The 23357-nt window shown below is 66.3% G+C and carries 21 protein-coding genes and 1 pseudogene; 9 read left to right on the forward strand and 13 right to left on the reverse strand.

Annotated elements, in window-relative coordinates; all coding sequences use genetic code 11:
* The first annotated feature begins 20 nt into the window (after window positions 1–20).
* Window positions 21–695 carry an NUDIX hydrolase gene (locus N2L00_RS06255; protein WP_255863259.1) on the forward strand — a complete coding sequence of 225 codons (675 nt, stop codon included), beginning with the start codon at window positions 21–23 and terminating at the stop codon, window positions 693–695.
* Window positions 696–728: 33 nt separating this feature from the next.
* On the opposite strand, the gene N2L00_RS06260 is transcribed toward N2L00_RS06255, so the two are convergent.
* Together N2L00_RS06260 and N2L00_RS06265 are read right to left on the reverse strand one after the other, a co-directional pair.
* Window positions 729–1628, reverse strand: a complete 900-nt coding sequence (locus N2L00_RS06260) for an alpha/beta hydrolase fold domain-containing protein (RefSeq protein WP_255863258.1) — start codon at window positions 1626–1628, stop codon at window positions 729–731.
* Window positions 1628–2305, reverse strand: coding sequence for an alpha/beta family hydrolase (locus N2L00_RS06265; protein WP_255863257.1), 678 nt, complete (start codon window positions 2303–2305; stop codon window positions 1628–1630). The genes N2L00_RS06260 and N2L00_RS06265 overlap by 1 nt, the downstream gene beginning before the upstream one ends.
* 234 nt (window positions 2306–2539) lie before the next feature.
* Between N2L00_RS06265 and N2L00_RS06270 the strand changes: the two genes are divergently transcribed.
* Complete coding sequence (locus N2L00_RS06270; RefSeq protein ID WP_255863256.1) at window positions 2540–2743, forward strand: hypothetical protein; 204 nt, start codon at window positions 2540–2542, stop codon at window positions 2741–2743.
* Between the two features lie 128 nt (window positions 2744–2871).
* Window positions 2872–3525, forward strand: coding sequence for a hypothetical protein (locus N2L00_RS06275; RefSeq protein ID WP_255863255.1), 654 nt, complete (start codon window positions 2872–2874; stop codon window positions 3523–3525).
* 231 nt (window positions 3526–3756) lie between these two features.
* Here N2L00_RS06275 and glnA read toward each other — a convergent pair whose 3' ends face one another.
* A complete protein-coding gene (glnA, locus tag N2L00_RS06280; RefSeq protein WP_229952279.1) occupies window positions 3757–5181 on the reverse strand; it encodes a type I glutamate--ammonia ligase in 1425 nt (474 codons plus the stop codon).
* A gap of 247 nt (window positions 5182–5428) precedes the next feature.
* Between glnA and N2L00_RS06285 the strand changes: the two genes are divergently transcribed.
* Complete coding sequence (locus N2L00_RS06285; protein WP_255863254.1) at window positions 5429–5869, forward strand: RDD family protein; 441 nt, start codon at window positions 5429–5431, stop codon at window positions 5867–5869.
* A 38-nt stretch (window positions 5870–5907) separates the two neighbouring features.
* Entirely contained in the window at window positions 5908–6969 is a 1062-nt protein-coding gene (locus tag N2L00_RS06290; RefSeq protein WP_255863253.1) for an oxidoreductase, read from the forward strand.
* 51 nt (window positions 6970–7020) lie between these two features.
* Here N2L00_RS06290 and N2L00_RS06295 read toward each other — a convergent pair whose 3' ends face one another.
* The 3 genes from N2L00_RS06295 to lipB all read right to left on the reverse strand — a co-directional run bounded on the left by N2L00_RS06295 (window position 7021) and on the right by lipB (window position 9611).
* Complete coding sequence (locus N2L00_RS06295; RefSeq protein WP_255765839.1) at window positions 7021–7773, reverse strand: DUF4191 domain-containing protein; 753 nt, start codon at window positions 7771–7773, stop codon at window positions 7021–7023.
* A 108-nt stretch (window positions 7774–7881) separates the two neighbouring features.
* Window positions 7882–8886: a lipoyl synthase gene (lipA, locus tag N2L00_RS06300; protein WP_255863252.1), complete on the reverse strand. Its 1005-nt coding sequence runs from the start codon at window positions 8884–8886 to the stop codon at window positions 7882–7884.
* Entirely contained in the window at window positions 8883–9611 is a 729-nt protein-coding gene (lipB, locus tag N2L00_RS06305; RefSeq protein WP_255863251.1) for a lipoyl(octanoyl) transferase LipB, read from the reverse strand. The genes lipA and lipB overlap by 4 nt, the downstream gene beginning before the upstream one ends.
* Window positions 9612–9757: 146 nt before the next feature.
* Between lipB and N2L00_RS06310 the strand changes: the two genes are divergently transcribed.
* The 4 genes from N2L00_RS06310 (at window position 9758) to crcB (ending at window position 16447) form a co-directional block, all read left to right on the forward strand.
* Entirely contained in the window at window positions 9758–11698 is a 1941-nt protein-coding gene (locus N2L00_RS06310) for a serine/threonine-protein kinase (RefSeq protein WP_255863249.1), read from the forward strand.
* Between the two features lie 48 nt (window positions 11699–11746).
* On the forward strand, window positions 11747–15319 hold the full coding sequence (locus N2L00_RS06315; RefSeq protein WP_255863248.1) for a S41 family peptidase: 3573 nt from the start codon (window positions 11747–11749) through the stop codon (window positions 15317–15319).
* Window positions 15320–15629: 310 nt separating this feature from the next.
* Window positions 15630–16073, forward strand: coding sequence for a CrcB family protein (locus N2L00_RS06320; RefSeq protein WP_255863247.1), 444 nt, complete (start codon window positions 15630–15632; stop codon window positions 16071–16073).
* Window positions 16070–16447, forward strand: coding sequence for a fluoride efflux transporter CrcB (crcB, locus tag N2L00_RS06325; RefSeq protein WP_255765844.1), 378 nt, complete (start codon window positions 16070–16072; stop codon window positions 16445–16447). Before N2L00_RS06320 ends, crcB begins: the two co-directional genes overlap by 4 nt.
* 55 nt (window positions 16448–16502) lie before the next feature.
* Here the strand turns inward: crcB and N2L00_RS06330 are convergent, their stop codons facing one another.
* The 7 genes and pseudogenes from N2L00_RS06330 to N2L00_RS06360 all read right to left on the reverse strand — a co-directional run.
* A complete protein-coding gene (locus N2L00_RS06330; RefSeq protein WP_255765845.1) occupies window positions 16503–17432 on the reverse strand; it encodes an urea transporter in 930 nt (309 codons plus the stop codon).
* Window positions 17429–18622 carry a HoxN/HupN/NixA family nickel/cobalt transporter gene (locus N2L00_RS06335; protein ID WP_255765846.1) on the reverse strand — a complete coding sequence of 398 codons (1194 nt, stop codon included), beginning with the start codon at window positions 18620–18622 and terminating at the stop codon, window positions 17429–17431. The genes N2L00_RS06330 and N2L00_RS06335 overlap by 4 nt, the downstream gene beginning before the upstream one ends.
* Before the next feature lie 14 nt (window positions 18623–18636).
* Complete coding sequence (locus N2L00_RS06340; RefSeq protein WP_255863246.1) at window positions 18637–19551, reverse strand: urease accessory protein UreD; 915 nt, start codon at window positions 19549–19551, stop codon at window positions 18637–18639.
* A 179-nt stretch (window positions 19552–19730) separates the two neighbouring features.
* Window positions 19731–20366 carry an urease accessory protein UreG gene (ureG, locus tag N2L00_RS06345; RefSeq protein WP_255765848.1) on the reverse strand — a complete coding sequence of 212 codons (636 nt, stop codon included), beginning with the start codon at window positions 20364–20366 and terminating at the stop codon, window positions 19731–19733.
* A gap of 84 nt (window positions 20367–20450) precedes the next feature.
* Window positions 20451–21140, reverse strand: a complete 690-nt coding sequence (locus tag N2L00_RS06350) for an urease accessory protein UreF (protein WP_255863245.1) — start codon at window positions 21138–21140, stop codon at window positions 20451–20453.
* Between the two features lie 9 nt (window positions 21141–21149).
* The gene (ureC, locus tag N2L00_RS06355) at window positions 21150–22874 is read right to left on the reverse strand and encodes an urease subunit alpha (RefSeq protein WP_257794961.1); all 1725 of its coding nucleotides are present in this window, start codon (window positions 22872–22874) and stop codon (window positions 21150–21152) included.
* Window positions 22875–23011: 137 nt separating this feature from the next.
* Window positions 23012–23320: pseudogene (locus N2L00_RS06360) on the reverse strand (urease subunit beta); the annotation flags it as partial.
* Between the last annotated feature and the right edge of the window lie 37 nt (window positions 23321–23357).

The following is a 23357-nucleotide window of genomic DNA, read 5'->3' on the forward strand; positions in this document are numbered from 1 at the left end:
TATTCGTTATGCTCTTATCAATGAGCGAACTAACCGGTACGGCGGCCACTGTCGTACTGCTGCGGGATTCCGACGCCGGCCCCGAGGTCCTGCTGCTGGAGCGGCCGACCGCGGGCTCCTTCGGCGGTGCCTGGGTCTTTCCCGGCGGCCGGGTGGACCCGGAAGACCGTGTCGAAGGAGAGCCCGAAGCAGAAGCCGCCCGGCGGGCCGGAGTCCGTGAAACCGCGGAAGAGACCGGGCTCGCGCTGGACCCTGAGGATCTGGTGCCGCTTTCCTGCTGGATTCCGCCGGAAAACATCCCCCGTCGGTACCAGACGTGGTTCTTTGCCGCGAAGGCTCCGGCCGGGGATATTCACCTCAATCCCGGGGAGCTGCTCAACCACGTGTGGTTATTGCCTGCGGAAGCTCTGGACCGGCACCGCAACGGGCTGATGCAGCTGGTTGCACCGACCTGGGTCACGCTGCACTCCCTGACCTCCGATGCCTCCGCCGGTGCGGCCCTTGCCCGGCTCGCGGATGCCGACCCGGAAACCTTCCGGACCCGCCCCCTCACCGGATACGAGCCCGCGACCGTCCTTGCCTGGGCGGGCGACGAGGAGTACGACGGCGCGGGCGGTGCTTCGGGTGATGCCAGGCCGGCGCGGCACCGGCTCGTGATGGACAAAACCGGGTGGCGCTACGAGCGCACCCCTTAGCCCGTAGCTCCGGGACGGGACGGAGCTGCTGGCTCAAGACCGCAGCAGCTCCAGTATCTTCTTCCGTGCGGCCCGCCCTTCAGGCACGGGAAGCAGCGGGTAAACATGGACCCCGCCGTCAGCGATGTGCAGCGAAACAGGGATGCCGGCAGACCTCATCCGGCTTTCCAGCCTGAGCACATCCGGGTAGGGCAGGTCATGGGTTCCGACAAACACATCCGTCGGCGGGAGCCCCGACATTGTCCCGTTGACGGGACTGACCCGGGGATCAGCCAGGGGATCACCGGACGCCCAGGCACGTGCGGCAACCCGAAGCCCGGCACGGCTAAGCCACGGATCCACCGCTTCAACCGCGGCAAGCTCCGGATTTTCCATGGCCACGTCCACCCAGGGGGACAGCAGGACCAAACGCCGCGGCTGAGGCAGTGGATATTCCGCCAGCTGCTGGGCAAAAGCCAGGGCCAGTCCACCACCGGCTGAGTCGCCCATAAAAGCCACGTCCTGGGAATCGAAGTCTTCAAGCAGGTTCCGGTACACGGCCGCCAGCAGTCCGGACGCATCCCGATGGCTGGATTCCGGTGCCAGCCCGTACAGCGGAACCTCCACCCGGTGGCCCGCTGCCGCCAGTCGGGCGATGAACCGCCAGTGCCACGCGCTGATCGGGCTGATGTACGAACCCCCATGCAGGTACAACACCGCCTGGACGGCAGTTCCGGGCACGGAGCTGCCTTCGGCCCGGGGCAGCACCGAATAGCAGGAGAACCCCGCGACGCTCCTCTGCTCCACCCGGAACTTCCGCAACAGGCTTCGGGGAGGCAGGGCGGCCCGCTTGCGCCGCGCCAGTCTTGCCTCCGTGCGTTCCGCAGTGGCGCTCAGGGGCTTCCGAGTCAGCCGCAGATACGGCGCCAGGAGCTGCATCGGCAGGCTTGCCATCAACTCCTCCCGGCTTCCGTGGCCCGGATAAACCGCAGGACCGGCTCAGCGAGTCCGGCACCGATGGCATCGGGCGTACGCTTCTGCCCGCGGATCTCAAAGGAGTGGTTGCCGCCTTCCACGCGCTGGACGTGCGCGTTCGGGCCGATCCGCTCGGCCACCGGTTCGAGTTCTCCCGGCAGGGCAAAAGTGTCACGGGTTCCCTGCAGGAACAGCATTGGCAGAGCCAGACCGTACAAATGCTCGTCGCGCAGCTTCTCCGGCTTGCCGGGCGGATGCAGAGGGTAGCCCAGGTACACGAGGCCGGCCGCAGGCATGCCCTCCGCCACCGCCATGGACGCCATCCGGCCGCCGAATGACTTCCCGCACGCCCAGACCGGCCCGCCGCCGTCGCGCTCCGCCGCCGCGGCCATAACGGCCTTCCACGTTTCGACGGCCACGGGAGCCCGGTCCGGGAACTTCTTCCCGGCTTCGCGGTACGGGAAGTTGAAGCGCAGGGTGGCCGCGCCGCCGTCGTTCAATGCGCCGGCAAACCCGGTGAGGAAGGGGTGCTCCATCCCGGTGCCGGCGCCATGGGCGACGACGACGGTCACCTCCGCGCCCGCGGGACGGGACAAAACGGCGGATACGGTCCCCTCGCCGACGGGAATGGACAGGTCAAGATGATCAACTTGCATGTGTTCAAACGTACTGCCATCCCGGGCCCCGCACCTTGAGCGCAGAAGGTAATACCACTAGAATGGAAAGCGGACAGGATCCGAAGGCCCCATAAGCGCAGCCGGTATCGGCACCACGCGCAGCCTCTCCTGAATTCTGCGGTCCGCCTTGGGCGACGAACCGCAACATCACCACTCCGGCACAGAAGCCGCCGCTTTGCGGCACACGATTCGTTGTGCCCGGAGTACCATCCCATGCCTCTCGAAGGGAGCATCAGCTATATGTTGAAGCACGTTGCAGTGACGCGCACCAGGACCACCACTTCACGATTCACCGCACAGGTCACGGCCATTGCCGCCGGATGTGCGCTGGTTGCCGGGGGAGTATCGGCGGCCGAAATCGCCATGCTGAACGCAGAACCGGCCCCGAGCCAGGTCGTCGCCGAAGCAACCGCCTAACGCACAAGGCACAGCGCAGAAGAAGTCTCCGCCGTCGTTCCCGCCCGGGAATGGCGGCGTTTTTGCATTTCCGGACACCGGTGCTCTTCTAGAATGGAAAAACACCATTCCTACATCCGGGGAGCACCGTGCCCAGAGGCAAACACCATCCGCCGCGTCCCAAACCGGCCAACAGCGAGGGCATGCTCATCGCCAATGACCTGAAGAAGGAGCGGGGCTGGACCGACGGACAGATCAAGACCTTCCTGCCCGAACCGGACAAGACCGCACGGAACCCGTTTTCCCGCAAGGCAGCCCCCATGAAGCTCTACGCCCTGGAACGGGTTGTTGCCATCGAGGCCACACCGGAGTATGCCAAGGCCCGCGAAGCCTCCCGCAACCGGCAGCTGGCGGCCCGGGAACGTGCCCTGGTGAAGAAAAAGGCGGCGGTCGCCGTCGCAGAAGCGCTGGAGCTGCGCATTGTTCCCGAGCCGTGGGAAACCATGCAGCTCAAGGCGATCGAGCATTTCAACGGACGTCTCCGCGGCAAGCAGTCCCCGGCCAGCCTGTCCACGGCACCGTCGCGGCTGAACCGGCTGACCGTGAATTACCTGCGGCACCAGCAGACCTCCTACGAGGAAGAGCTCAAGGAATTCAAGGGCGTGGTGGGCGTCGGCGAGGCGTACCTGGTGGTCCGGAACCGCATCCTGGACCTGATTGCCGACACCTACCCGCAGCTCAAGGCCGAATGCGAGCGGCAGAAATTCGATGCACCGGAACTTCCCGACGGCGTGACGCTCTAGCCGCGGGGGGGTCCTGCAGGTCCTGCAGCGGGTTCGGCCGCCGGCACAGCATCCCACGGAACGGTACGGATGTTTCCCGAAGTGGTTACAGCAGTCACGCCGGCCCCACTTTCGTGGGACACCCTGCGGACGCCGAAAGCCCGAGGGAAGACAAAACCGCCCCCGCCCGGTGACGGGCGGAGGCGGTTGGGGTGTCCGGGCTGCGGCTGGAGGCTGCAGCTTGGAGGCGGATTAGACGCCGTAGTACAGCTCGAACTCGAACGGGTTCGGGCGCAGTGCCAGCGGCAGGATTTCGAATTCACGCTTGTACGAAATCCAGCTGTCGATCATGTCCTGGGTGAACACGCCGCCGGCCTGAAGGAACTCGTTGTCGTTCTCCAGGGCAACCAGTGCCTCTTCGAGCGAGGCCGGAGCCTTCTGGATGTGCTTGGCCTCTTCGGGCGGCAGTTCGTAGAGGTCCTTGTCGATCGGGTCTGCCGGCTCGATGCGGTTCTTGATGCCGTCCAGGCCCGCCATCAGCTGTGCGGAGAACGCCAGGTAAGGGTTGGAGGAGGGGTCCGGAGCGCGGAACTCGAGGCGCTTGGCCTTCGGGTTGGAACCGGTGATCGGGATACGGATAGCGGCGGAACGGTTGCCCTGCGAGTAGACCATGTTCACGGGAGCTTCGAAGCCCTTGACCAGGCGGCGGTAGGAGTTGACCGTCGGGTTGGTGAAGGCAAGCACGGCCGAGGCGTGCTTGAGCAGGCCGCCGATGTACCAGCGGGCCAGGTCGGACAGGCCGGCGTAGCCCTTCTCGTCGTAGAACAGGGGCACGCCGCCGTTCCACAGCGACTGGTGGCAGTGCATGCCCGAACCGTTGTCACCGAAGATCGGCTTCGGCATGAAGGTGGCGGACTTGCCCCAGGCATCGGCAACGTTCTTGACGATGTACTTGAACTTCTGCAGATCGTCTGCCGCGTGCGTCAGGGTGGTGAACTTGTAGTTGATTTCGGCCTGGCCGGCACCGCCGACCTCGTGGTGGGCACGCTCGACTTCGAGGCCCACGTTGTCCAGCTCCACGCTGATGGCGTCGCGCAGGTCGGCCTGCTTGTCCACGGGTGCCACGGGGAAGTAGCCGCCCTTGTACGGGGTCTTGTTGCCCAGGTTGCCGCCCTCTTCCTCGCGGCCGCTGTTCCAGGGTGCCTCCTCGGAGTCCACCTTGTAGAAGCTGCCCTTGGGGGAGGACTCGTACTGGACGTTGTCGAAGATGTAGAACTCGGCCTCGGAACCGAAGAAAGCCGTATCGGCGATGCCGGTGGAGGCCAGGTACGCCTCGGCACGCTCGGCAACGCCGCGCGGGTCGCGGTGGTACGGCTCGCCGGTGCGGGGGTTCACGATCGAGAAGTTCAGCGCCAGGGTCTTCTCGATGCGGAAGGGATCAATAAACGCCGTCGTGACATCCGGGATGAGCTGCATGTCGGACTCTGCAATGCCCTGGAAGCCGCGGATGGACGAGCCGTCGAACAGCTGACCGTTGACGAAGAAATCGGCATCTACGGTTTTGGCCGGCACGTTGAAGTGCTGCTGCACTCCGGGTACGTCGGTGAATCGGATGTCGACGAACTTCACTTGCTCGTCAGCGATGAACCTGAGGACTTCGTCCGCGTTCTTGAACATCGTTTATGTACTCCTATACAACTGTTTGGGTGGAAGACCTCGGGCTGCAAGACCTGGCTGGCGCCGGGCCCTTTGAACGTCCGGCGCCTCACCATGACCCTAAAGGGGCCGGGTTTCCCGGCGGTGACACATGTGTTTCCGGTACGTTACGCAGTCGATGGTCTCCCTTCCACCCTATCCGCATCCTCGGGGGACAGTGATAATGGAGTGTTTATTTCCGCCGCTGCCACCCGGGTAGTCTTTAACCGTGGTCGATAGAAGCGATATAGGTTCCTGGCTGGAAGGCCCTCCCTCCGATGAGAGCACGTGGCCGGGCAAACGCCTCGGCCGCCCGCGTACCGGCCCGGGGTCCATTGCTCGCGTCGGCCCCCGCCTGGGCGCCTTGGTCATCGACTGGGCCATCGCCTCGCTCATTGCCTACTGGCTCTTCGGCGGAGATGACTTCGCCATCCTGGCGATCTTCGCCGTCGAGCAGATCCTGCTCGTCAGCCTGCTCGGTTACAGCATCGGGCACCGTGTGTTCAGCCTGCAGGTGCAGAAAATGGACGGCCGCGCGGCGGGAATTCCGGCAGCGATTGTCCGCACGCTGCTGCTGTGCCTGGTGATTCCGGCGGTGGTGTTCGACGCCGACCAGCGGGGCCTGCACGACCGGGCCCTGGGTACCGTGCTGGTGAAGGTTAAACACTAGGCTTCCCGGAACTGCAGGAATCTGGCAGATTCCTGCATATGAAACTACTGATTCTCGGCGGAACCGCCTGGCTTGGACATCAGACCGCCGCCGCCGCGCTGGCCGCAGGCCACGACGTTACGTGCGCCGCCCGCGGAAGCTCCGGTGAGCCGCCGACTGGAGCGGATTTCCTTCGGGTGGACCGCGACGCCGACGACGGCCTCGCAGCCGCCGCAGGGGAGCACTGGGACGCTGTCATCGACGTCTCCCGCCAGCCCGGACAGGTGCGACGCTCCGTTCGCGACCTGAGGTCCGGCGGGTGCTTCTATGTGTTGGTCTCCACCGGCAACGTCTATGCCAGTCAACGTGAACTCGGCCAGGCGGAGGACGCCCCGCTGCTGGCACCCCTGGCGGCGGACGTCATGGACAGCATGGAAAGCTACGGTCCCGCCAAGGTCGCCTGTGAGCAGGCCGTCGCTGCTGGCTTCGGTGCCGGCTCCCATGCCCTGGTCCGCGCCGGGCTGATAGGCGGCCCGGGGGATACCTCGGGGCGCAGCGGATACTGGCCGCTGCGGTTCGCCCAGGGCGGGCCTGTCCTCGTGCCGGACGTGCCGAACCAGCCTACGCAGCTCATCGACGTCCGGGACCTGGCGCAATGGCTCGTGCGGGTGGCTGAGCAGCGGACCGCCGGAGTGTTCAACGCCGTGGGGGAGACAGTGCCGTTCACGGAGCACCTGGCCGAGGCAGCGGCGGCAGCAGGAGCCGGGGAGCCACCTGCACGGAACTCACGGGTAGCGGACCCGGCCCCTCCGCGGATCACCGTCCCGGCAGCGCCGCAATGGCTCCGTGAGCAGGGCGTGAACGAGTGGTCCGGCCCCCGGTCGCTGCCGCTCTGGTTGGAAGACCCGGACTGGCACGGCATGAACGCCCGGTCCAATGCACGGGCGCGTTCCGCCGGACTACGCCTCCGGCCGCTGCGGCAGACGCTCAAGGACACCCTCGCCTGGGAGGAAGCCGCCGGCGTCGGACGTCCGCGCGGCGCGGGACTCACCCCGGCGGAAGAACGCGACCTGCTGGCCCGGCTCGAGGACGCGAACGCCCTGCTGCCGGAAGGGAGCTAAGGGCAAAACAAAAGGGCCCCCGGTAAAGGGGCCCTTTTGGTGGAGAATCGGCTAGCGTCCGCGGGTTGCCTTGCGGTCCGGACGGGCACGGTAGGGGTCGATGCCCTTGGGGATCGGCAGCCGGGTGCCAAGCGCGGAGAGTCGCTTGTTGACGGTGGCGACTTCCTGCTTGGTCAGTGCCTTGGGAAGCTTCTTGGCTGTGGTGGCCACCTTGGACAGCGGAACCTGGCCTTCGCCGCGGCCGGTCTGGATGACTGTGATCGGAACCTTGGGGACGATCCGGTTCATCCGGCGGCGTTCGCCGTCGGCAAGTGCCTTGGCGCGGGCGGGCGAGCCTTCGGTGACCAGGACGATGCCGGGACGGCCGATGGCCCGGAACACGGCTTCCTGGGTGCGGGGGTTCACGGCGACGGGCTGTTCCTCAAGGATCCAGCCGCGGCGCAGCACGCTCAGGGCGGCGCCGGAGGCTCCCGGCTGGCCTTCAATCTGCGTGAATGCCGCCCGCTCTGCACGGCGGGACAGGATGAACACTGCCGCGAGCAGGCCGAGCGGGATGGCGATGATGAGCATCGTGATCCAGTTGTCGATCAGGAAGCCGATCAGCAGGCCCACGGCGATGATGCCGAGGAACGCGCCGAGCATCAGCCATACGACGTTGGGGTCATTGCGCCGGGTCATCTTGAAGACCTGGGCAATCTGCTTCATGCGCCCTTCCTTCTTGGGCTTCTTTTCCCCCTTCGGCTTGCGGGAAAAGACGCCTTTGCGGGCGCTCTGGGATGCGTCTGAATCGGTGCTTTTGGCCATAATGAGTTCATTCTACGTGATGTAAGGCGTGCGGTTAGGAAGGCTGCACGGTTGGGCGGCAGTCGGGGAGGCAGGGGGCGGCGCAGTGCCCGGGGAACCGGGCCGCCGTCACCCGCGGGCGAGGATGGAGGAGGCCTCCTGGAGCGTGCTTCCCGAATCCTCGATGTGCGCGAGCTGCGGAGGCAGCTCGCGGCCCTTGCGCCGCATGGCCCCGGCCCAAAGCCTCCCGGCACGGTAGGAGGAGCGCACCAGCGGCCCGCTCATGACGCCGAGGAAACCCAGTTCCTCGGCTTCGGTGCTGATCTCGACGAATTCCTGCGGCTTGACCCAGCGGTCCACCGGCAGGTGGCGTTCGCTGGGGCGCAGGTACTGGGTGATGGTGATCAGGTCGCACCCGGAGTCCCGCAGGTCCTTCAGGGCGCCCGAGATTTCCGCTCGGGTCTCACCCATGCCCAGGATCAGGTTGGACTTGGTAACCATGCCCATGTTCTGGCCCTGGGTGATGACGTCAAGGGACCGTTCGTAGCGGAAGGCGGGGCGGATGCGCTTGAACAGGCGCGGAACCGTTTCCACGTTGTGGGCGAAGACCTCGGGCAGGGCTTCGCAGATGTCGATGATGTGCTCCACTTTCCCGGAGAAGTCCGGAATCAGGATCTCGACGCCGGTGCCGGGGTTCAGCTCGTGGATTTTCCGGATCGTTTCGGCATAGAGCCAGACGCCCTCGTCTTCGAGGTCGTCGCGGGCCACGCCGGTGACCGTGGCGTAGCGCAGGTTCATCTGCTGGACGGAGCGTGCCACCTTGGTGGGTTCCATCAGGTCCAGCGGTGAGGGCTTGCCGGTGTCGATCTGGCAGAAGTCGCAGCGCCGGGTGCATTCGGACCCGCAGATGAGGAACGTCGCTTCGCGGTCCTCCCAGCATTCGAAGATATTGGGGCAGCCCGCTTCCTCGCAGACGGTGTGCAGGCCTTCCTTCTTCACCTGCTTCTTCAGCTCCACGTATTCAGGGCCCATGTTTACCTTGGCCTTGATCCATTCGGGCTTTCGTTCCACGGGGACGGCGGCGTTGCGCTGTTCAATGCGCAGCAGGCGCCGGCCTTCAGGGGCGAGGGTCACAGCAGGGCTCCTTTCGGCCGGCCGCCGGCAGGGACGGCGCCGATGCCGGGGAAGTTCTTCGAGGGGGTGGTGCCGGTCAGGTCCGCCTCGCGGGCGGCAAGTTCGTCTTCCACGCGGGCGACGACGTCGGCCGGGGACACTGCTTGTCCCGTCTCGACGCTGATCGACGTGGTTCCCGCGTCGCTGATGCCGCAGGCGATGATCTGGCTGTAGGGCGCCAGATCATTGCTGCAGTTCAGCGAGAATCCATGCATGGTGACACCCTCGTGGACGCGGATACCGACGGCTGCAATCTTGCGGTCCGGACGCCCGAAAGGTTGCCCGTCTCCGCGGATCCACACCCCCGAACGCCCTTCGACCCGGACGCCGGGGATTTTGTAGTCCTGCAGCACGCTGATGACCGCCGCTTCCAGGGCGTCAACATAGGCCAGCACGCGCGCGGGATCGGCGAGCTTCAGGATCGGATATCCCACGAGCTGTCCCGGACCGTGCCAGGTCAGCTTCCCGCCCCGGTCCACGTTGACCACTTCAGTTCCGTCGAAAGGCCGCTCGTGCGGCTCCGTACGCCGTCCGGCGGTATATACAGGGGTGTGCTCAAGCAGCAGCACCGTGTTCGGCGCCTTGCCCTCACGTACCTGCCGGTGCAGTTGCTGCTGGAGGTCCCAGCCTGCTGAATATTCCACGTAGTGCGGAGACAGGCCTACGCGGGTGAACTCCAAAGCCATGGCCACTAGCCTAGACCCCCGCAGACGTAATGTGGACCACACTTCAGGCCTGCCCGGCCAGGGGCGTTTTCCTGGTCTTCCCGCGGGTCCCGCTACCTTGTGGATAACTGCTCCGCAGTCCGTGTGGAGGGTAAGAATTTGCTTTCATGGACACGACTCAGCCGGCGGAACCCCCGGCGGAACATCCCGCGGCCAGTGGCGGCAATCCGGTACCTCCCGCACCCGAGGTGCCCGGTTTCCGGGTAGAGCGATTGCTGGGAGTAGGCGGCAGCGCTGCCGTGTGGCTGGTGCGGGACGACGACGGCGCTCCGTTCGCGCTGAAAGTCCCGGCAACCGGTGGAGGCGGGGCGCTGAACGCCTTCGAAGCCCGACGGGAGGTCAATATCCTCGCCCGCCTGGAGCACCCGCATCTGCTGCGGATGTACGCGGTGGTCGAGACGGATCACGGTGCGGGCCTCATCTGCGGATACGCGGCCGGCGGCAGCGCTGCGGGTCTGGTGGCTGCCCGGGGTCCGGTCCGGCCCGGAGAGGCGGTCAGCATCCTCGTGGGGATAGCCGAAGCCCTGGGGTACCTCCATGCCCGGGGTGCGGCACACGGGGACGTATCACCGGGCAACATCCTGTTAACTTCCGAGGGCAGGCCGCTGCTGGCGGATTTCGGCTCGGGTCGGCTGCTGGGAGAGCCCGGGGTACGGCGCCTGGGGACACCCGGGTTCTCTGCGCCGGAGAGCACGGACGCCGCAGAGCCGGCGCTGGGGGCGGCAATGGATATGTATGCGCTGGCCGCCGCGGGCTGGTTTCTGCTGACCGGGCGGACTCCTCCGCCCAGCCGCGACCGTCCCCCGCTGTCGATTCTGGTTCCGGGGGTCGGCCGGGAGCTGCCGGCCCTGCTGGAAGCGGGATTGGCGGAGGATCCTGCCGAACGGCCCGCAGCCGATGAATTTGCGGCGGCAGCGTTCCGGAGCGCTCCTGCGCTGCCGGTAGACCTGGTGGCCGCCGTCCATCCGGACGTTCATCCGGAGCTGCTGACGCGCCGTACCGGTTCCGCGGGAGCCGGGACGGAGAAACGGAAGCACTGGCGGGGTAAGCGGGGTCCGTCCGGTGTAGCTGGAGGACCGGAACGGGGACGCAGCAGGGCGCTGGGACGAAGGCCTGGGCGCGGACGAGGGCAGGCGCGGGGAGTGGCCCGGAGGTCGGGTGCGGCGGGGAGGGGCTGGTGGGGAAATGTCCGGTGGGGAAGCGGCAGGCGGGGGAACGCTTTGCCAGGGGGCGGGACTGACGCGGATCGGGCACCGGTGGTTCGGGAGCGGAGCGTCGAAGAGAATGCCGCCCGGGGCCAGGCACCGGGGACCCGCAGGGACGGTCGGCACGTTCAGCGCGGCCGCGGGTCCCGTAGTTCCCCCATGGGAAGCAGGGTGTTCCCCGTGGCAGCCGCGGTGGTGGTTGTTGCGGTCCTGCTTCTTGCCGGGATAGCGCTCGCCGCCCCTGATCTCCTGCGTGCCCGTGGTGCCGGTGCCGGTGCCCCGGATAATCCACCCGGCGGTTCCCAGGGGGCTGCCCGGAGCACCTCCGCTCCTTCGTCCGCTCCTGCCCGGACACCAACGCCGGAAGCTTCAACGCCGGAAGCTCCAACACGGCCCGCACCGGGGGGACCCGCAGAAACCGTGGAGTCACTCCGGGCAGTGACCGCGGCGGAGGATCCGGCAAAGGCCCTGCCCGCGCTCGCCGAACTGCGGAGCAGGGCCTTTGCCAGTGCGGACCCGTCGCTGCTTCAGTACGTGAATGCCCCGGGGTCGGAAGCGCTGCAGGCCGATCAGGAGCAGGTTGCGCGGCTCGCTGCTGAAGGGCATGCCCTGTCCGGACTGGTCATGGAGGCAGCCGTGGTGGACGGCAGCGGGGCTGCCCCGGCGGCGCAGGGAACGGCAACGGCGGAGCTGCACGTTCGGTTGCGGGTATCCGGCTACACGCAGGTAGACAGCGCCGGTGCGGTGCTGCGTCACGGGCAGGCACAGCAGCAGGAGGTGCTGCTGATGCTGGTGCGAAGCGGGGGAGAATGGCGGATCAGCCGCATCCTGGCTCCGCAATGAGGCAGCAGCCTACACGGACAAGGCAGCAGCGAAAGATAGGATCGTCCCATGAGTCCAACTGCATACCTCCGTTACCCCGATCTGCACGGGAACCTCGTCACCTTTGTCGCCGAAGACGATGTCTGGATGGCTCCCGTGGGCGGTGGCCGTGCCTGGCGGGTCTCCGCGATGCAGCTGCCGGCCCGTAGCCCGAAGTTCTCCCCGGACGGAACCCGGCTTGCCTGGCAGGTGGTTCAGGGCGGTGCACCGGAAATCGTCACGGCAGACGTTGACGGCGGGAACTTCCGGCAGCTGACCTTCTGGGGCAGCCAGAGCACGCGCCTGAAGGGATTCAACTCCGCCGGAGCGGCCATTGCCACGTGCTCCGTGGAACAGGAGGATAACCGGCTCCGCTGGGCCTTCGCGGTTCCTCTCGACGGGTCGGCGCCGGTCAAGCTTCCGTACGGCCCGGTGGAAACCATTGCCGAGGGCCCCGCAGTCGGCGATGAACGCCCGATGGTGATCGGCAGTCTGCTCACCCGGGAGCAGGCATGGTGGAAGCGCTACCGCGGCGGCACCGCAGGAAAGCTCTGGATCGACGCCGACGGCAACGGGGAATTCCTCCGCCTCGTCCCGGAACTGGACGGCAACCTGTCGGACCCGATGTGGATCGACGGCCGGGTGGTCTTCCTTTCGGACCACGAAGGCTACGGCAACCTCTACTCGGTGACACCCCAGGGGGAGGATCTCCGCCGGCACACCGACTTCGAAGGATTCTATGTTCGGCACGCCTCCTCCGACGGCAGCCGCATCGTGTTCGAATCCGCAGGACGCATCTGGCTCCTGTCCTCGCTGGACGCCGAAGCAGAGCCGCTGGACATCGTCCTGGGCTCAGCCGGCACTGCCCGCCGGCCGCGTCCGCTCAACGTCGCAAAGCACCTGTCAGCGGTTGTTCCCGATACCAAGGGAACCGCCAGCGTGGTGGAGAGCCACGGAACCCTGCACTGGCTGACCCACCGGGACGGGCCGTCGCGCGTGATCGAGGCAGATTCGACCGTCCGCGCCCGTCTGGGCAGGCCGTTGGACGGGTCCCGTGCCGTGTACGTGGCGGACCGCGGCGGCGAAGAAGCGATCTACATCAAGGACGTTTTCGCCGAGCTCGGCACGGTGGCGGCCAGTCCGGCTGCCACGGAACGAGTCACCGGAGGGATTCCGGCTGCCGGCTCCGGTGAGGGCAACGGTTTGGTTCTGCCCAGCCCGGTGTCCGCTTCCGGAGCTGCCGTTTCGGCCGCCCGGGAATCCGGGATCAGGGAATCGGGGCACGACGTCGGGACGGAGGGCGCCGAATCGGCACCTACAGGAGCGCCGGAGGCCGGGGCAGCTGCCGAGACCATCCGGGTAGGGTTCGACCGCCCCACCCGCGTCAGCCGGCTCGTTGCCAGCCCGGACGGACAGCACGTGGGCGTCTCCACCGAATACGGTGAAGTGTTTGTGCTGGACGTGGCCACCGCCGAGCTGATCCCCGTTGCGTCTTCCGACTTCGGGGCCGTCGACCAGCTTGCTTTCTCCCCGGACTCGCAGTGGCTCGCCTGGGCTGAACCGTCCAGCGGCGAAGGCCGGTCGCGGATACGCCTGCGGTCCGTGCGGGATACAGCAGCGCCCGTAGTGGATATAACCGACGGCCGGTTTAGCGACCATGATCCTTCGTTTACCACCGACGGCCTTTATCTGGCGTTCCTTTCGGAGCGCAGCTTCGACCCGGTGTACGACACCCACCGGTTCGACCTCAGCTTCCCGTCCTCCACCAAACCCTTCCTGGTGGCGCTGGCCGCCGGGACGCCGTCGCCGTTCGGGCCGTCGGTATCCGGCACTTCCCCCGCTGCCTCCAAGAACACGGCGGCGTCCGGAACCGAGGCAGACGCGCCGCAGGACACGGTGCCGCCGGTGCAGGTGGACGCCGAGCGGATCGGTGACCGCCTGATTGCCGTGCCGGTGCCCCAGGGACGCTACGAAAAGCTCCGGGCCGCAGAGGGCGGACTTCTCTGGCAGTCCTCGGATATCTACGGGGTGACCGGCGACGGCCGCGCATCGGCAGCAGACCGTGATCCGGCTGCCAGGCTGGAGCGCTTTGACCTGGAGAAGAAGGACGTATCGGTCCTGGTTCCGGCGCTGGACGATTTCGAAGTCAGCGGCGACGGCACCAAGGTGGTGCTGAAGCACGAAGGCAGCGTCCGCATGGTTCCAGCAGTTTCCCGGGTGGAAGAGGACTCGGCCGAGAACATCCGCGTGGACCTGGAACGGATCCGGATACGGATCGATCCCGTGAAGGTGTGGGGACAGGCCTTTGATGAGGCCTGGCGCCTGCAGCGTGACTTCTTCTGGGCACCGGACATGGGCGGGCTCGATTGGGACGGTGTCCACGCCCGGTACCGGCCGCTGGTCCAGAACCTCGGAAGCCATGACGACCTCGTGGACCTGCTCTGGGAAATGCACGGGGAACTCGGCACGTCCCACGCCTATGTCACTCCCGTTCCGGTCACCGAGCAGGGCTCGGGCGGTCAGGGTTTCCTCGGTGCGGATCTGCGCCCCGGCGCCGGCGGCTGGGAAGTGGTGCGGATCCTCGGCGCCGAGTCCTCGGACCCGGCGGCCACGTCTCCCTTGACTGCGCCGGGTGCCGACGTCCACCCCGGTGACGTCATTGCCGCAGTGGACGGGCAGCCGGTTCCCCCGAACGAGGGACCGGCCGTCCTGCTCGCCGGAGCAGCCGGCAGGACGGTCGAACTGACCGTTGTGTCCGCCGGCAGCGACGGCGCGCCGGAACAGCGGCGGATCGCCGTCGTTCCGCTGCGAAGCGAGGAACGCCTGCGTTACCAGAACTGGGTCAGTGCCAACCGGCGCCTCGTGCGGGAAGCCTCCAACGGTGAGTTCGGCTACCTGCATATCCCCGACATGATGGCCAACGGGTGGTCCCAGCTGCACCGGGACCTGGACCAGGAAGCATCCCTGCGTGGCCTGGTGGTCGACGTCCGGCGGAACCGGGGCGGACACACGTCCCAACTGGTTGCCGAGCTGATCGGCCGGAAAGTCACGGCATGGAGCGTTCCCCGCGGCGGCGCTCCCACCCCCTACCCGGCGCATGCACCGCGCGGTCCCGTAGTGATCCTGACGGATGAATTCGCCGGATCCGACGGCGATATCGTCACCCAGGTGTCCAAGCTGCGCGGCATCGGCCCCGTCGTGGGCACGCGGACCTGGGGCGGCGTCGTCGGAATCGACGGACGTTTCAACCTGGTCGACGGAACGGTGGTGAACCAGCCGCGGCACGCCTACTGGTTCACGGGCGGTGTCGGCTGGGACGTGGAAAACCGCGGGGTGGAGCCGGACATTGAGGTGGCCTTCCCGCCGCACGCCTATGTGGCCGGGGACGACCCGCAGCTGGAACACGGCGTGGGCATCCTGCGCGAAATGCTGTCTGAGCTGCCTACGGACGAACCGCCGGCCATGTCCGGCTACCGTAACCTCCAGCCCGCTCCGTTGCCGAAGCGGCCCCAGGAGCACACGGAAGAGGCGGACCCGTCCTTGCCTGCACCGGTGAGTGCAGGTGCGGGAGCGGACGCAACGAGCCGGGACAGCCGGCACTAGTCACCACACCCGGTTGATCGGCCCGGACCGCTGCACCAGCGGTCCGGGCCGATCCGGACGGCGCCCGGTCAGGGAACGCGGCGGGCGGAGACAGACCCAATCGGCGCCGCACAGTGGATCTAGGCCTGCCGGCCGTTGAAGGCGGGAAAAGGCAGGAGTAACCTCAAAAACGGGTCTTTTCCCCCGATTCCCCACGGAATAACGCCTTATTCTTAGGCGTGGCCCCGGGCAACCCGTGCACGTGGCCTCCCAATCAGCCCGCGCCGATGCCGGGGCCCACCCATCCTCGAAGCAAGGAATGAGTACCGGAATGCGCCCACAATACCTGCGCTGGGGCCCCATCGGACTTGTCGCCCTCGGAGGCGGAGCCGGTGCTGCCAGCCGCGAGGGCCTGTCCCTGGTCATACCGAACCTCGGTGAAGTGCCGGTGGCAATCCCGATCATCAACGTGGTCGGTGCCTTTCTGCTCGGCTACCTCTACGAGGCTGTCACTCGCCTGGACAGGTCCGGTCCGACAGGGAAGAACCTCAAACTGCTGCTCGGTACCGGTTTCTGCGGCGGCTTCACCACATACAGCTCGCTGGCCACCGACACCGCTGTACTCTTTCGCGACGGTTTTCCCTGGACCGCCATAATCTACGCCCTCGGCACGGTGATCGTCGGTGCCTGCGCCACTTGGGCGGGCATTGCCGCCGCAAGCGGTCTCCACGCCCGCGGCTCGGACCCGCAGCATAAGCAGGGGGATGCTTCATGACCCCCGGAATTTTCCTGCTGCTGGCGCTGGCCGGCGGGGTAGGTGCAACGGTGCGGTTCGTCATTGACGGACTCATCCGCGCGCACCTCAAGACGCGCTTTGCCTGGGCAACAACCATCATCAACGTCTCCGGTTCCGTGGTGCTCGGCCTGCTCACCGGCCTCACCATCGAGCACTTTGTGTCGACCGACCTCAGTATCGTGATCGGGACCGGCTTCCTCGGCGGCTACACCACCTTCAGCACCGCGAGCTACGAGACGGTGCAGTTGATTAAGGAGGGCCGCTACGGTGCATCCTTCATCAGCGGTATCGTCATGCTGGTGCTCTCAGTGGCGGCCGCCGTGCTCGGCCTCTGGGTGGGCGCCTCGGTGTAGGAAGAGGTGTAAGAAGAAGTGAGGCCTACCGTGTGACTTCCCCGGCGAGGGGCGCCTATGGGCGCTTGGCTGCGGGAATGTAATGGGCGATGACCAGGAACACCCACGTGGTGAGGATGTACGGCCAGGTGTAGGTGGGAGCTGAAAGATCATGCATGATCACTGTCACCACCGCAGTGACCACCGTTCCGATCACGGCCAGAACCCAGGAGAGCGTGCTGCTGCGGAGGAAGACCACGGCGAGTGCAATAGCGGTGAGTACACCGGAGTAGCCGGCCAGGCCGTTGGCCGTTTCGGTTAGGGCCTCTCCCATTGCCAGGGCGCACAAGCTGCCCACGACGCTGCCCAGCAACCCGGCCAGCCCCACCTTCCAGCTCGCAACGAACAGGCCGAGCAGGATGAGGGCGCCGGACCAGACGTTGTTGATCAGCACCACCTCTGACACATTCGTCAGCAGGGAGCGTGCAAAGGCGAGCGGTTCGGAATCGATGGTGGCCGACGGCGCCGAGGTCACGTGCAGTGCCTCCGTGCTGAGCAGTATGCCCGTCGCCACGATGCAGAACGGTGCCGTCGTGGACGGCAGGGAGAACACCCTCAGCGGTGTCTTGGTGAACAGCGCAACCACCAGCCACGTCACCGGGGCACAGAGTAAGCCGCCGATGAGCGCGATGGGATACGCCGCCCACTGACCCCCAATGGTTGAGAACGTCGCAGCCCCAACAAGGGCGCCGCAAAAACCTTCCAGGCCTGATGTCACTGAGGATGAATCGGCCTTGAGCAGGCGCCCTCCCACCGTGTTTCCCGCACAGCCGATCAGCACGAGCACGGCCATGCGCCAGTCCGCGACAACGAAGGCGGCCAGAATCAGCAACGCCGTGTAGATATTGCTCTGGAAGAAGATCTGCGACAGCCCCTGGCCCCAGCCCTTCAGCCAGCCTGCACTCGAGATGGATGGGTTCGGCGAGGCCGCACTGGCGCTGCTCATGCTTGCTCCTTCGGCGGGGCGTCCTCAGGCGGCGCGTCCTTTCCAGGCGTCTGCCTCAACTCCGGCCCGCCGGGCGCGGTTGCGCCGCCAGGTGTGCCCGCCCCGCTGCTTGCCAGCGCCCATCGTTCCTCTACATGGCCCAACCGCCAGTAGGCGGTAGAGGTCAACCAGACCAGTATCAGCGTGGCCACGACAATGTAGCCCACGTTCTCCAGGTCGATGGCGGCTACCCACCCGGTGAGTGGGTCCTGGAGCCCGAGCTTCTCATTCAGCAACCCGACCAGCTCAATGCCACCGATCATGACGGCAATCATGACTGAGAGCCCGGTAATGGTGAGGTTGTAGTACAGCTTGCGCACCGCGTTGACGCTCGCCCAGCCATAGGCTTTCACCATGATGGCTGAATCGAGCGTGTCGAACAGGCTCATGCCTGCGGCAAAGATCAGGGGCAGGCAGAGGATGGCATACCAGGGAAGCCCCGTCGCTGCCCCGGTTCCGGCCAGCACCAGCAGGGCAATCTCGCTGGCGGTGTCGAAGCCGAGCCCGAACAAAAAGCCAACGGCATACATCTTCCCCGGGCGGTCGATGGTACGAAGCATCGGCCGGATAAGGCGGCTGATGAGGCCGCGGCCCTGCAGGTGCCGCTCCAGCTCCAGCTGGTCGAGGTCGCCATTGCGCGAGGCCCGCCAGACCTTGAGGATTCCGATGAACGCGACGGCGTTGATGAGTCCGATGAGCAGCAGGAAGACTCCGGAGACGACCGTACCGAAGACACCGAGGCCGTTGCGCACCTCGTTGCCGTCATCGCTGAGCCCCACGGCCCAGCTCACCCCGAGTGCCAGAAGCGCGGCCATCAGAAACACAATGGTGGAGTGCCCTAGGGAGAAGAACAATCCGACCCCGGCGGCCGGCCTGCGCAGGTCCACCAGTTTGCGGGTGGTGTTGTCTATCGCAGCGATGTGGTCGGCGTCGAAGGCGTGCCGTACGCCGAGGACGTAGGCCACCACGGCGATACCAACCCCGAAGACCGAGGAGCCCAGCTGCAGATGCAGCGGTTCGACCAGGAAGAAGAACAGTCCGAAGCCCGCGATGTGCAACAGCGCGACCGGGATGAAGGCGAGCACCACCTGCGCACGGTAGGAGCGCCCCGGGGCCACAGCCTTCTCTTGCGTGTTCGCTTGTTCACTCACCCTTAGACCCCTCTCTAGCTCTTTCGAATCGCGGGTGCTTGCTTCCCGGTCAGCAACTCGTGTACCGCCGATGCTGCGGCCGTGTTTGCGGCCGCCACAGCTACGGTGTCGTTGCCCACCAGGCGCATCCACACGCCGGCATCACCGGGCAACGTGCTCACCCCGAAGATCAGGTCGCCGCCGCTTTCGGCAAGCGCACGGTGCAGGGTATCAGCGAGCTGGGCCGCCGGAACGAGGGGCGTGAAGACGTACAGCATGGCGAGCACATCGTGGTTGGCAAGCACGCCTAGCCCGCTGACCCCGGAGACCGCTCCGTGGGCTCCCGCTCCCGGGCTGAGCCGAACCCGGTCGAGGGCAACCAGGCGGCCGTCCGGCCGCCGCACCTCGAGGTCGGAGGCGTACACATCGTAGGCGTGCCGCTCGCCGCGGGCGAGCCTGCCCGCGTACATGGTGTCGCCGAGCAGCAAGGTTGCCGACTCGTCGATCACCACTGATGTCTGCTGGTAGTAGCGCGAAGCGGCGAAGGGCACCACGGGCTCGGGCAGGTACTCCACATGGGCGCCTTCTTCGACCGTGAGGTTCATGATCGCGGAGGCGTAGTCGTGGTCCATGCGGTAGACCCGGGTTTGGGTCTGAGTGGTGACGTGCGCCGAAGTGCCGGGGCCGAAGGTCAAATCGGTGCGCAGCCGGTCTCCCTGCAGAATGCCGCCGCCCGAGGACATCAGGTAGGTGTAAGCCATGTCGGGGCGCAGCGGGTTGAAATAGAGCGGATGCATGATCTGCAACGGTGACTTCTGGTAGTGCTGCACCAGCTCGGTTCGGCCCCGGTTGCAGGCGAACCCGAGCTGGAGAATGCCGACTTTGCCCGGGCTGCCGACGGGCAGATTCTTCCACTCTTCCTGGGTGTGCCGCCGCATTTCGGCAGGCACACGGCCAGGCTCATAAAACGCCGGATCCAGTCGGTAGCCACCCGTGCCCGGGCCCGTCCGGCCCGCGTTGCGGGGAACCGGTGGGCGGGGGAGAGGGTTCACGCCCGCAAGCCCGTTCTCACCCGCCGCGGTGTTGCCTCCGGGTGCCGGCACACTTCGCTGTTCCGTCGCTTTGAGCGTCATCCGATGAGCTCGGTTCTGGCACCGTTCCAATGCGACATGATTTGTTGGTGGAGTTCATCGACGCCGAACCCGGTGAGCGAATTGGTCAGCACCACGGGCCGGTCCTCACGTACCCGGTGTGCGTCGGACTCCATCACGTTGAGGTCGGTGCGGACGTACTGCGCGATATCGATCTTGTTGATCACCAGGATGTCGCTGTCGGTGATGCCGGGACCGCGCTTGCGCGGCATCTTCTCGCCTTCAGCGGTGTCGAGCACGAACACGAACACATCGGCAAGCGCCGGGGAGAAGGTGAGCGTCAGATTGTCGCCGCCGGACTCGTAGATGAGCGTGTCGATGTCGGGAAACCGTTCGAGCATCTCCGCGCCGACGGCCAGGTTCATGGTCGGGTCGTCGCGCACGGCTGTATGCGGACAGGAACCGGTCTCGACACCCACCACTCGCTCGGGGTCGAGGATGCCGGCCAGCTCCCTGCGCACGTGGTGGGCATCCTCCTGGGTATAGATGTCGTTGGTGATGACGCCGGGGGTGCGCCCCGCCTCGATCAACAGCGGCACCAGCGCCTCCGTCAGCGCCGTCTTGCCGCTGCCCACGGGCCCGCCGATGCCGATCCTCAATACGTTCTCACTCATGAATTCCTCGTTTCCAGTGGATCTGCTGTGTTCGTGTGGGCACCCATCGGCGCCGTTTCATTCTTCTTGTCCGGAGTGCCGTCCTCAGCTGGCGAACAGGCGGGCCTCGGCTCTCTCATGCTGGGCTGACATGACGTCCGCCATGGGCGCAAAGCCGCCAAGGTCAGCGAGATCGCGCGCCAGGGCGGCCTCCGTCACCTGCTCCATGACGGGGGATGTCTGCAGCAGGATGGCCTGCGCCTGGCGGTGGTCGGTCAGCCGCAGCCGAAGGGCCGCCCCGACGAAGCTCGCCGAGAAGGCGAACAGGTCCGATGCCACGGCCTGCCGGGTTGTGACTCCGTTGGCCGCATACACCACCGCCGCCGCGACTGGCTGGCAGCCGGGTGTGCTGCGCAGCTTCACCCGCTCTGCGTACTCACCGAGCAGTGCGTGCTCAGTCAACTCGGCGCCAAGATCGATCAGCTGGTGGCCGCTGCGTACGGAGGCGGTGCGCATTTCGGCGTTCAGTTTCGAGGCGAACAACCGCTGGTCGACCTCCTGCACGAGGTCAACGTCGCCGCCTGCCGCGGCGCGGTGCGCAGCAGCAAGCGCCGTTACATCCCCGGGGCCGACGGAGTGCAGCAGCAGCTCGGCCAGCAGCTGCTGCACTCCGTCACCGGACACGAGCCGGGCCTGCCTGTATCCCTCGAGCCCGTGCGACATCGTGTAGAAGCCGCTGGGAAAGGCCGAGTCCGCGAACTGCAGGCTCGTCAGCAACTGGCGAACATCCGACATGCCGCGGCCCTAGGCGAGAAAGAACAGCTGGGTCATCGGCAGGGACTGGGCCGGCGGGATGGTGGCCAGCGTGCCGTTGTATGTCACGTCGTATGTCTCCGGGTCCACCTCGATCACCGGCGTCGCGTTGTTGCGGACCATGTGCTCCTTGCCGATGCCGCGGCAGCGGTGCACCGGCAGCACCTGGCTCTCCAGCCCGAGCCGCTCCGGTACGCCCTTGTCGATAGCCGCCTTCGACATGAACGTCACCCGCGTGCTCTGCAGCGCCTTGCCCTGCGCACCGAACATAGGGCGGTAGAACACCGGCTGCGGGGTGGGCAGCGAGGCGTTCGGATCTCCCATCAATGCCCAGTTGATCAGGCCTCCCTTGACGATCAGCCGGGGCTTGGCAGCGAAGGATTGGATCGGCCAGAGCACGATATCGGCGATCTTTCCCTCTTCCAGCGAGCCGATGTAGTCGGACACGCCCTGGGTGATGGCCGGGTTGATCGTGATCTTGGCGAGGAAGCGCAGCACCCGGAAGTTATCGTTGTCGCCGCTGTCCTCCGGCAGCGGGCCGCGCTGGTCCTTGCAGTGGTGGGCGATCTGGAAGGTGCGCATAAACGATTCGCCGATGCGACCCATTGCCTGGGAGTCGGACGAGACCATCGAAATGATCCCTTCATCGTGGAAAACCGTCTCCGCGGAAATCGTCTCGGCCCGTACGCGGGAATCCGCGAAGGCGACGTCTTCGGGGACGTCGTGGGAGAGGTGATGGCAGACCATCACCATGTCGAGCAGCTCATCCACCGAATTGACGGTGTAGGGCAGGGTCGGGTTCGTCGAAGACGGGAGCACGTTCGGGTGGCCGGCCACCTTGATGATGTCCGGGGCGTGGCCGCCGCCGGCACCCTCGGTGTGGAAGGTGTGGATGGTGCGGCCGTCGATGGCGTCAAGGGTGTTCTCCACATAACCGGCCTCGTTGAGGCTGTCTGTATGCACCGAGATCTGCACGTCGTAGTCATCGGCCACGGAGAGTGCGTTGCTGAGCGCAGCCGGCGTCGTGCCGTAGTCCTCGTGTACCTTGAGTCCGCAGGCGCCGGCCTCGACCTGTTCTATCAGGGCATCGGGCAGCGAGCCGTTCCCCTTGCCGAGGAAGCCCATGTTGACGGGACTCCCTTCGGCCGATTCCAGCAGTCTGGCGAGATTCCAGACGCCCGGAGTCGTGGTGACGCCGTTGGTGCCGTCGGTGGGTCCCGTGCCGCCGCCGAAGAGGGTCGTGATGCCGTTGGAGAGGGCGGCCAGCGCCTGTTCCGGCGAAATGTAGTGCACGTGTGAGTCGATGCCGCCGGGGGTGGCGATGAAGTGCTCGCCGGCCAGCAGCTCGGTTCCGGGGCCAACCACCAGGCGCGGATCCACTCCGCTCTGGGTGTGCGGGTTGCCGGACTTGCCGATACCGGCGATTTTGCCGTCACGCACGCCGATGTCGCCCTTAATGACACCCAGCACCGGGTCCAGGATGATTGCGTTGGTGATCACCAGGTCAAGCACGCCTTCCGCGGAAGTCGCCTGGGGATCGGCCGCCATGCCGTCGCGTGCGGTCTTGCCGCCGCCGTAGACCACCTCGTCGCCGTAATGGCCCTCGTTGTAATCCTTCTCGATCTCGATCACCAGATTCGAATCGGCCAGGTGGACCCGGTCGCCGGTGGTCGGACCAAAGAGATCGGTATACTGCTTGCGCGAGATTTTCGCCATCACTTCTTCCCCTCTTCCGGGCGGCCCGTTTGCGCTGCAGGGCCCGCGTTGTTTGCACTGGGTTTGGAGCTCGGTTTTCCGTCCTGGAATCCGAGTTCCTTCATCCGCGCCATGGCACGGATCTTCGTGGCCGCAGAGTCGAGGCCGCCGTCGACGAGGTTATTGAAGCCGATGACTCGCCGGTTGCCGGCGTACGCGGTGAGCGTCACCTCCCGGGTGTCGCCGGCCTCGAACCGGATTCCGGTACCCGCCGGCACATCGAGGTGCATTCCGTACGCCAGTTCGCGTTCGAACAAAAGCGCCTTGTTGGTTTCGAAGAAGTGGAAATGAGAGCCGACCTGCACGGCCCGGTCGCCGGTGTTGCTCACCAGCAGTGTGACGCTCGGCCTGCCGGCGTTGATCTCGATGTCTTCTTGCTTGTGGTGGTAGGTGGGGCTGCCCAGCATGGTATTTCCTTCCCTTGCGGCGCAGCGTCGCTGCACG

The sequence above is a fragment of the Arthrobacter sp. zg-Y1171 genome, assembly GCF_025244845.1.
Lineage (GTDB): Bacteria > Actinomycetota > Actinomycetes > Actinomycetales > Micrococcaceae > Arthrobacter_B.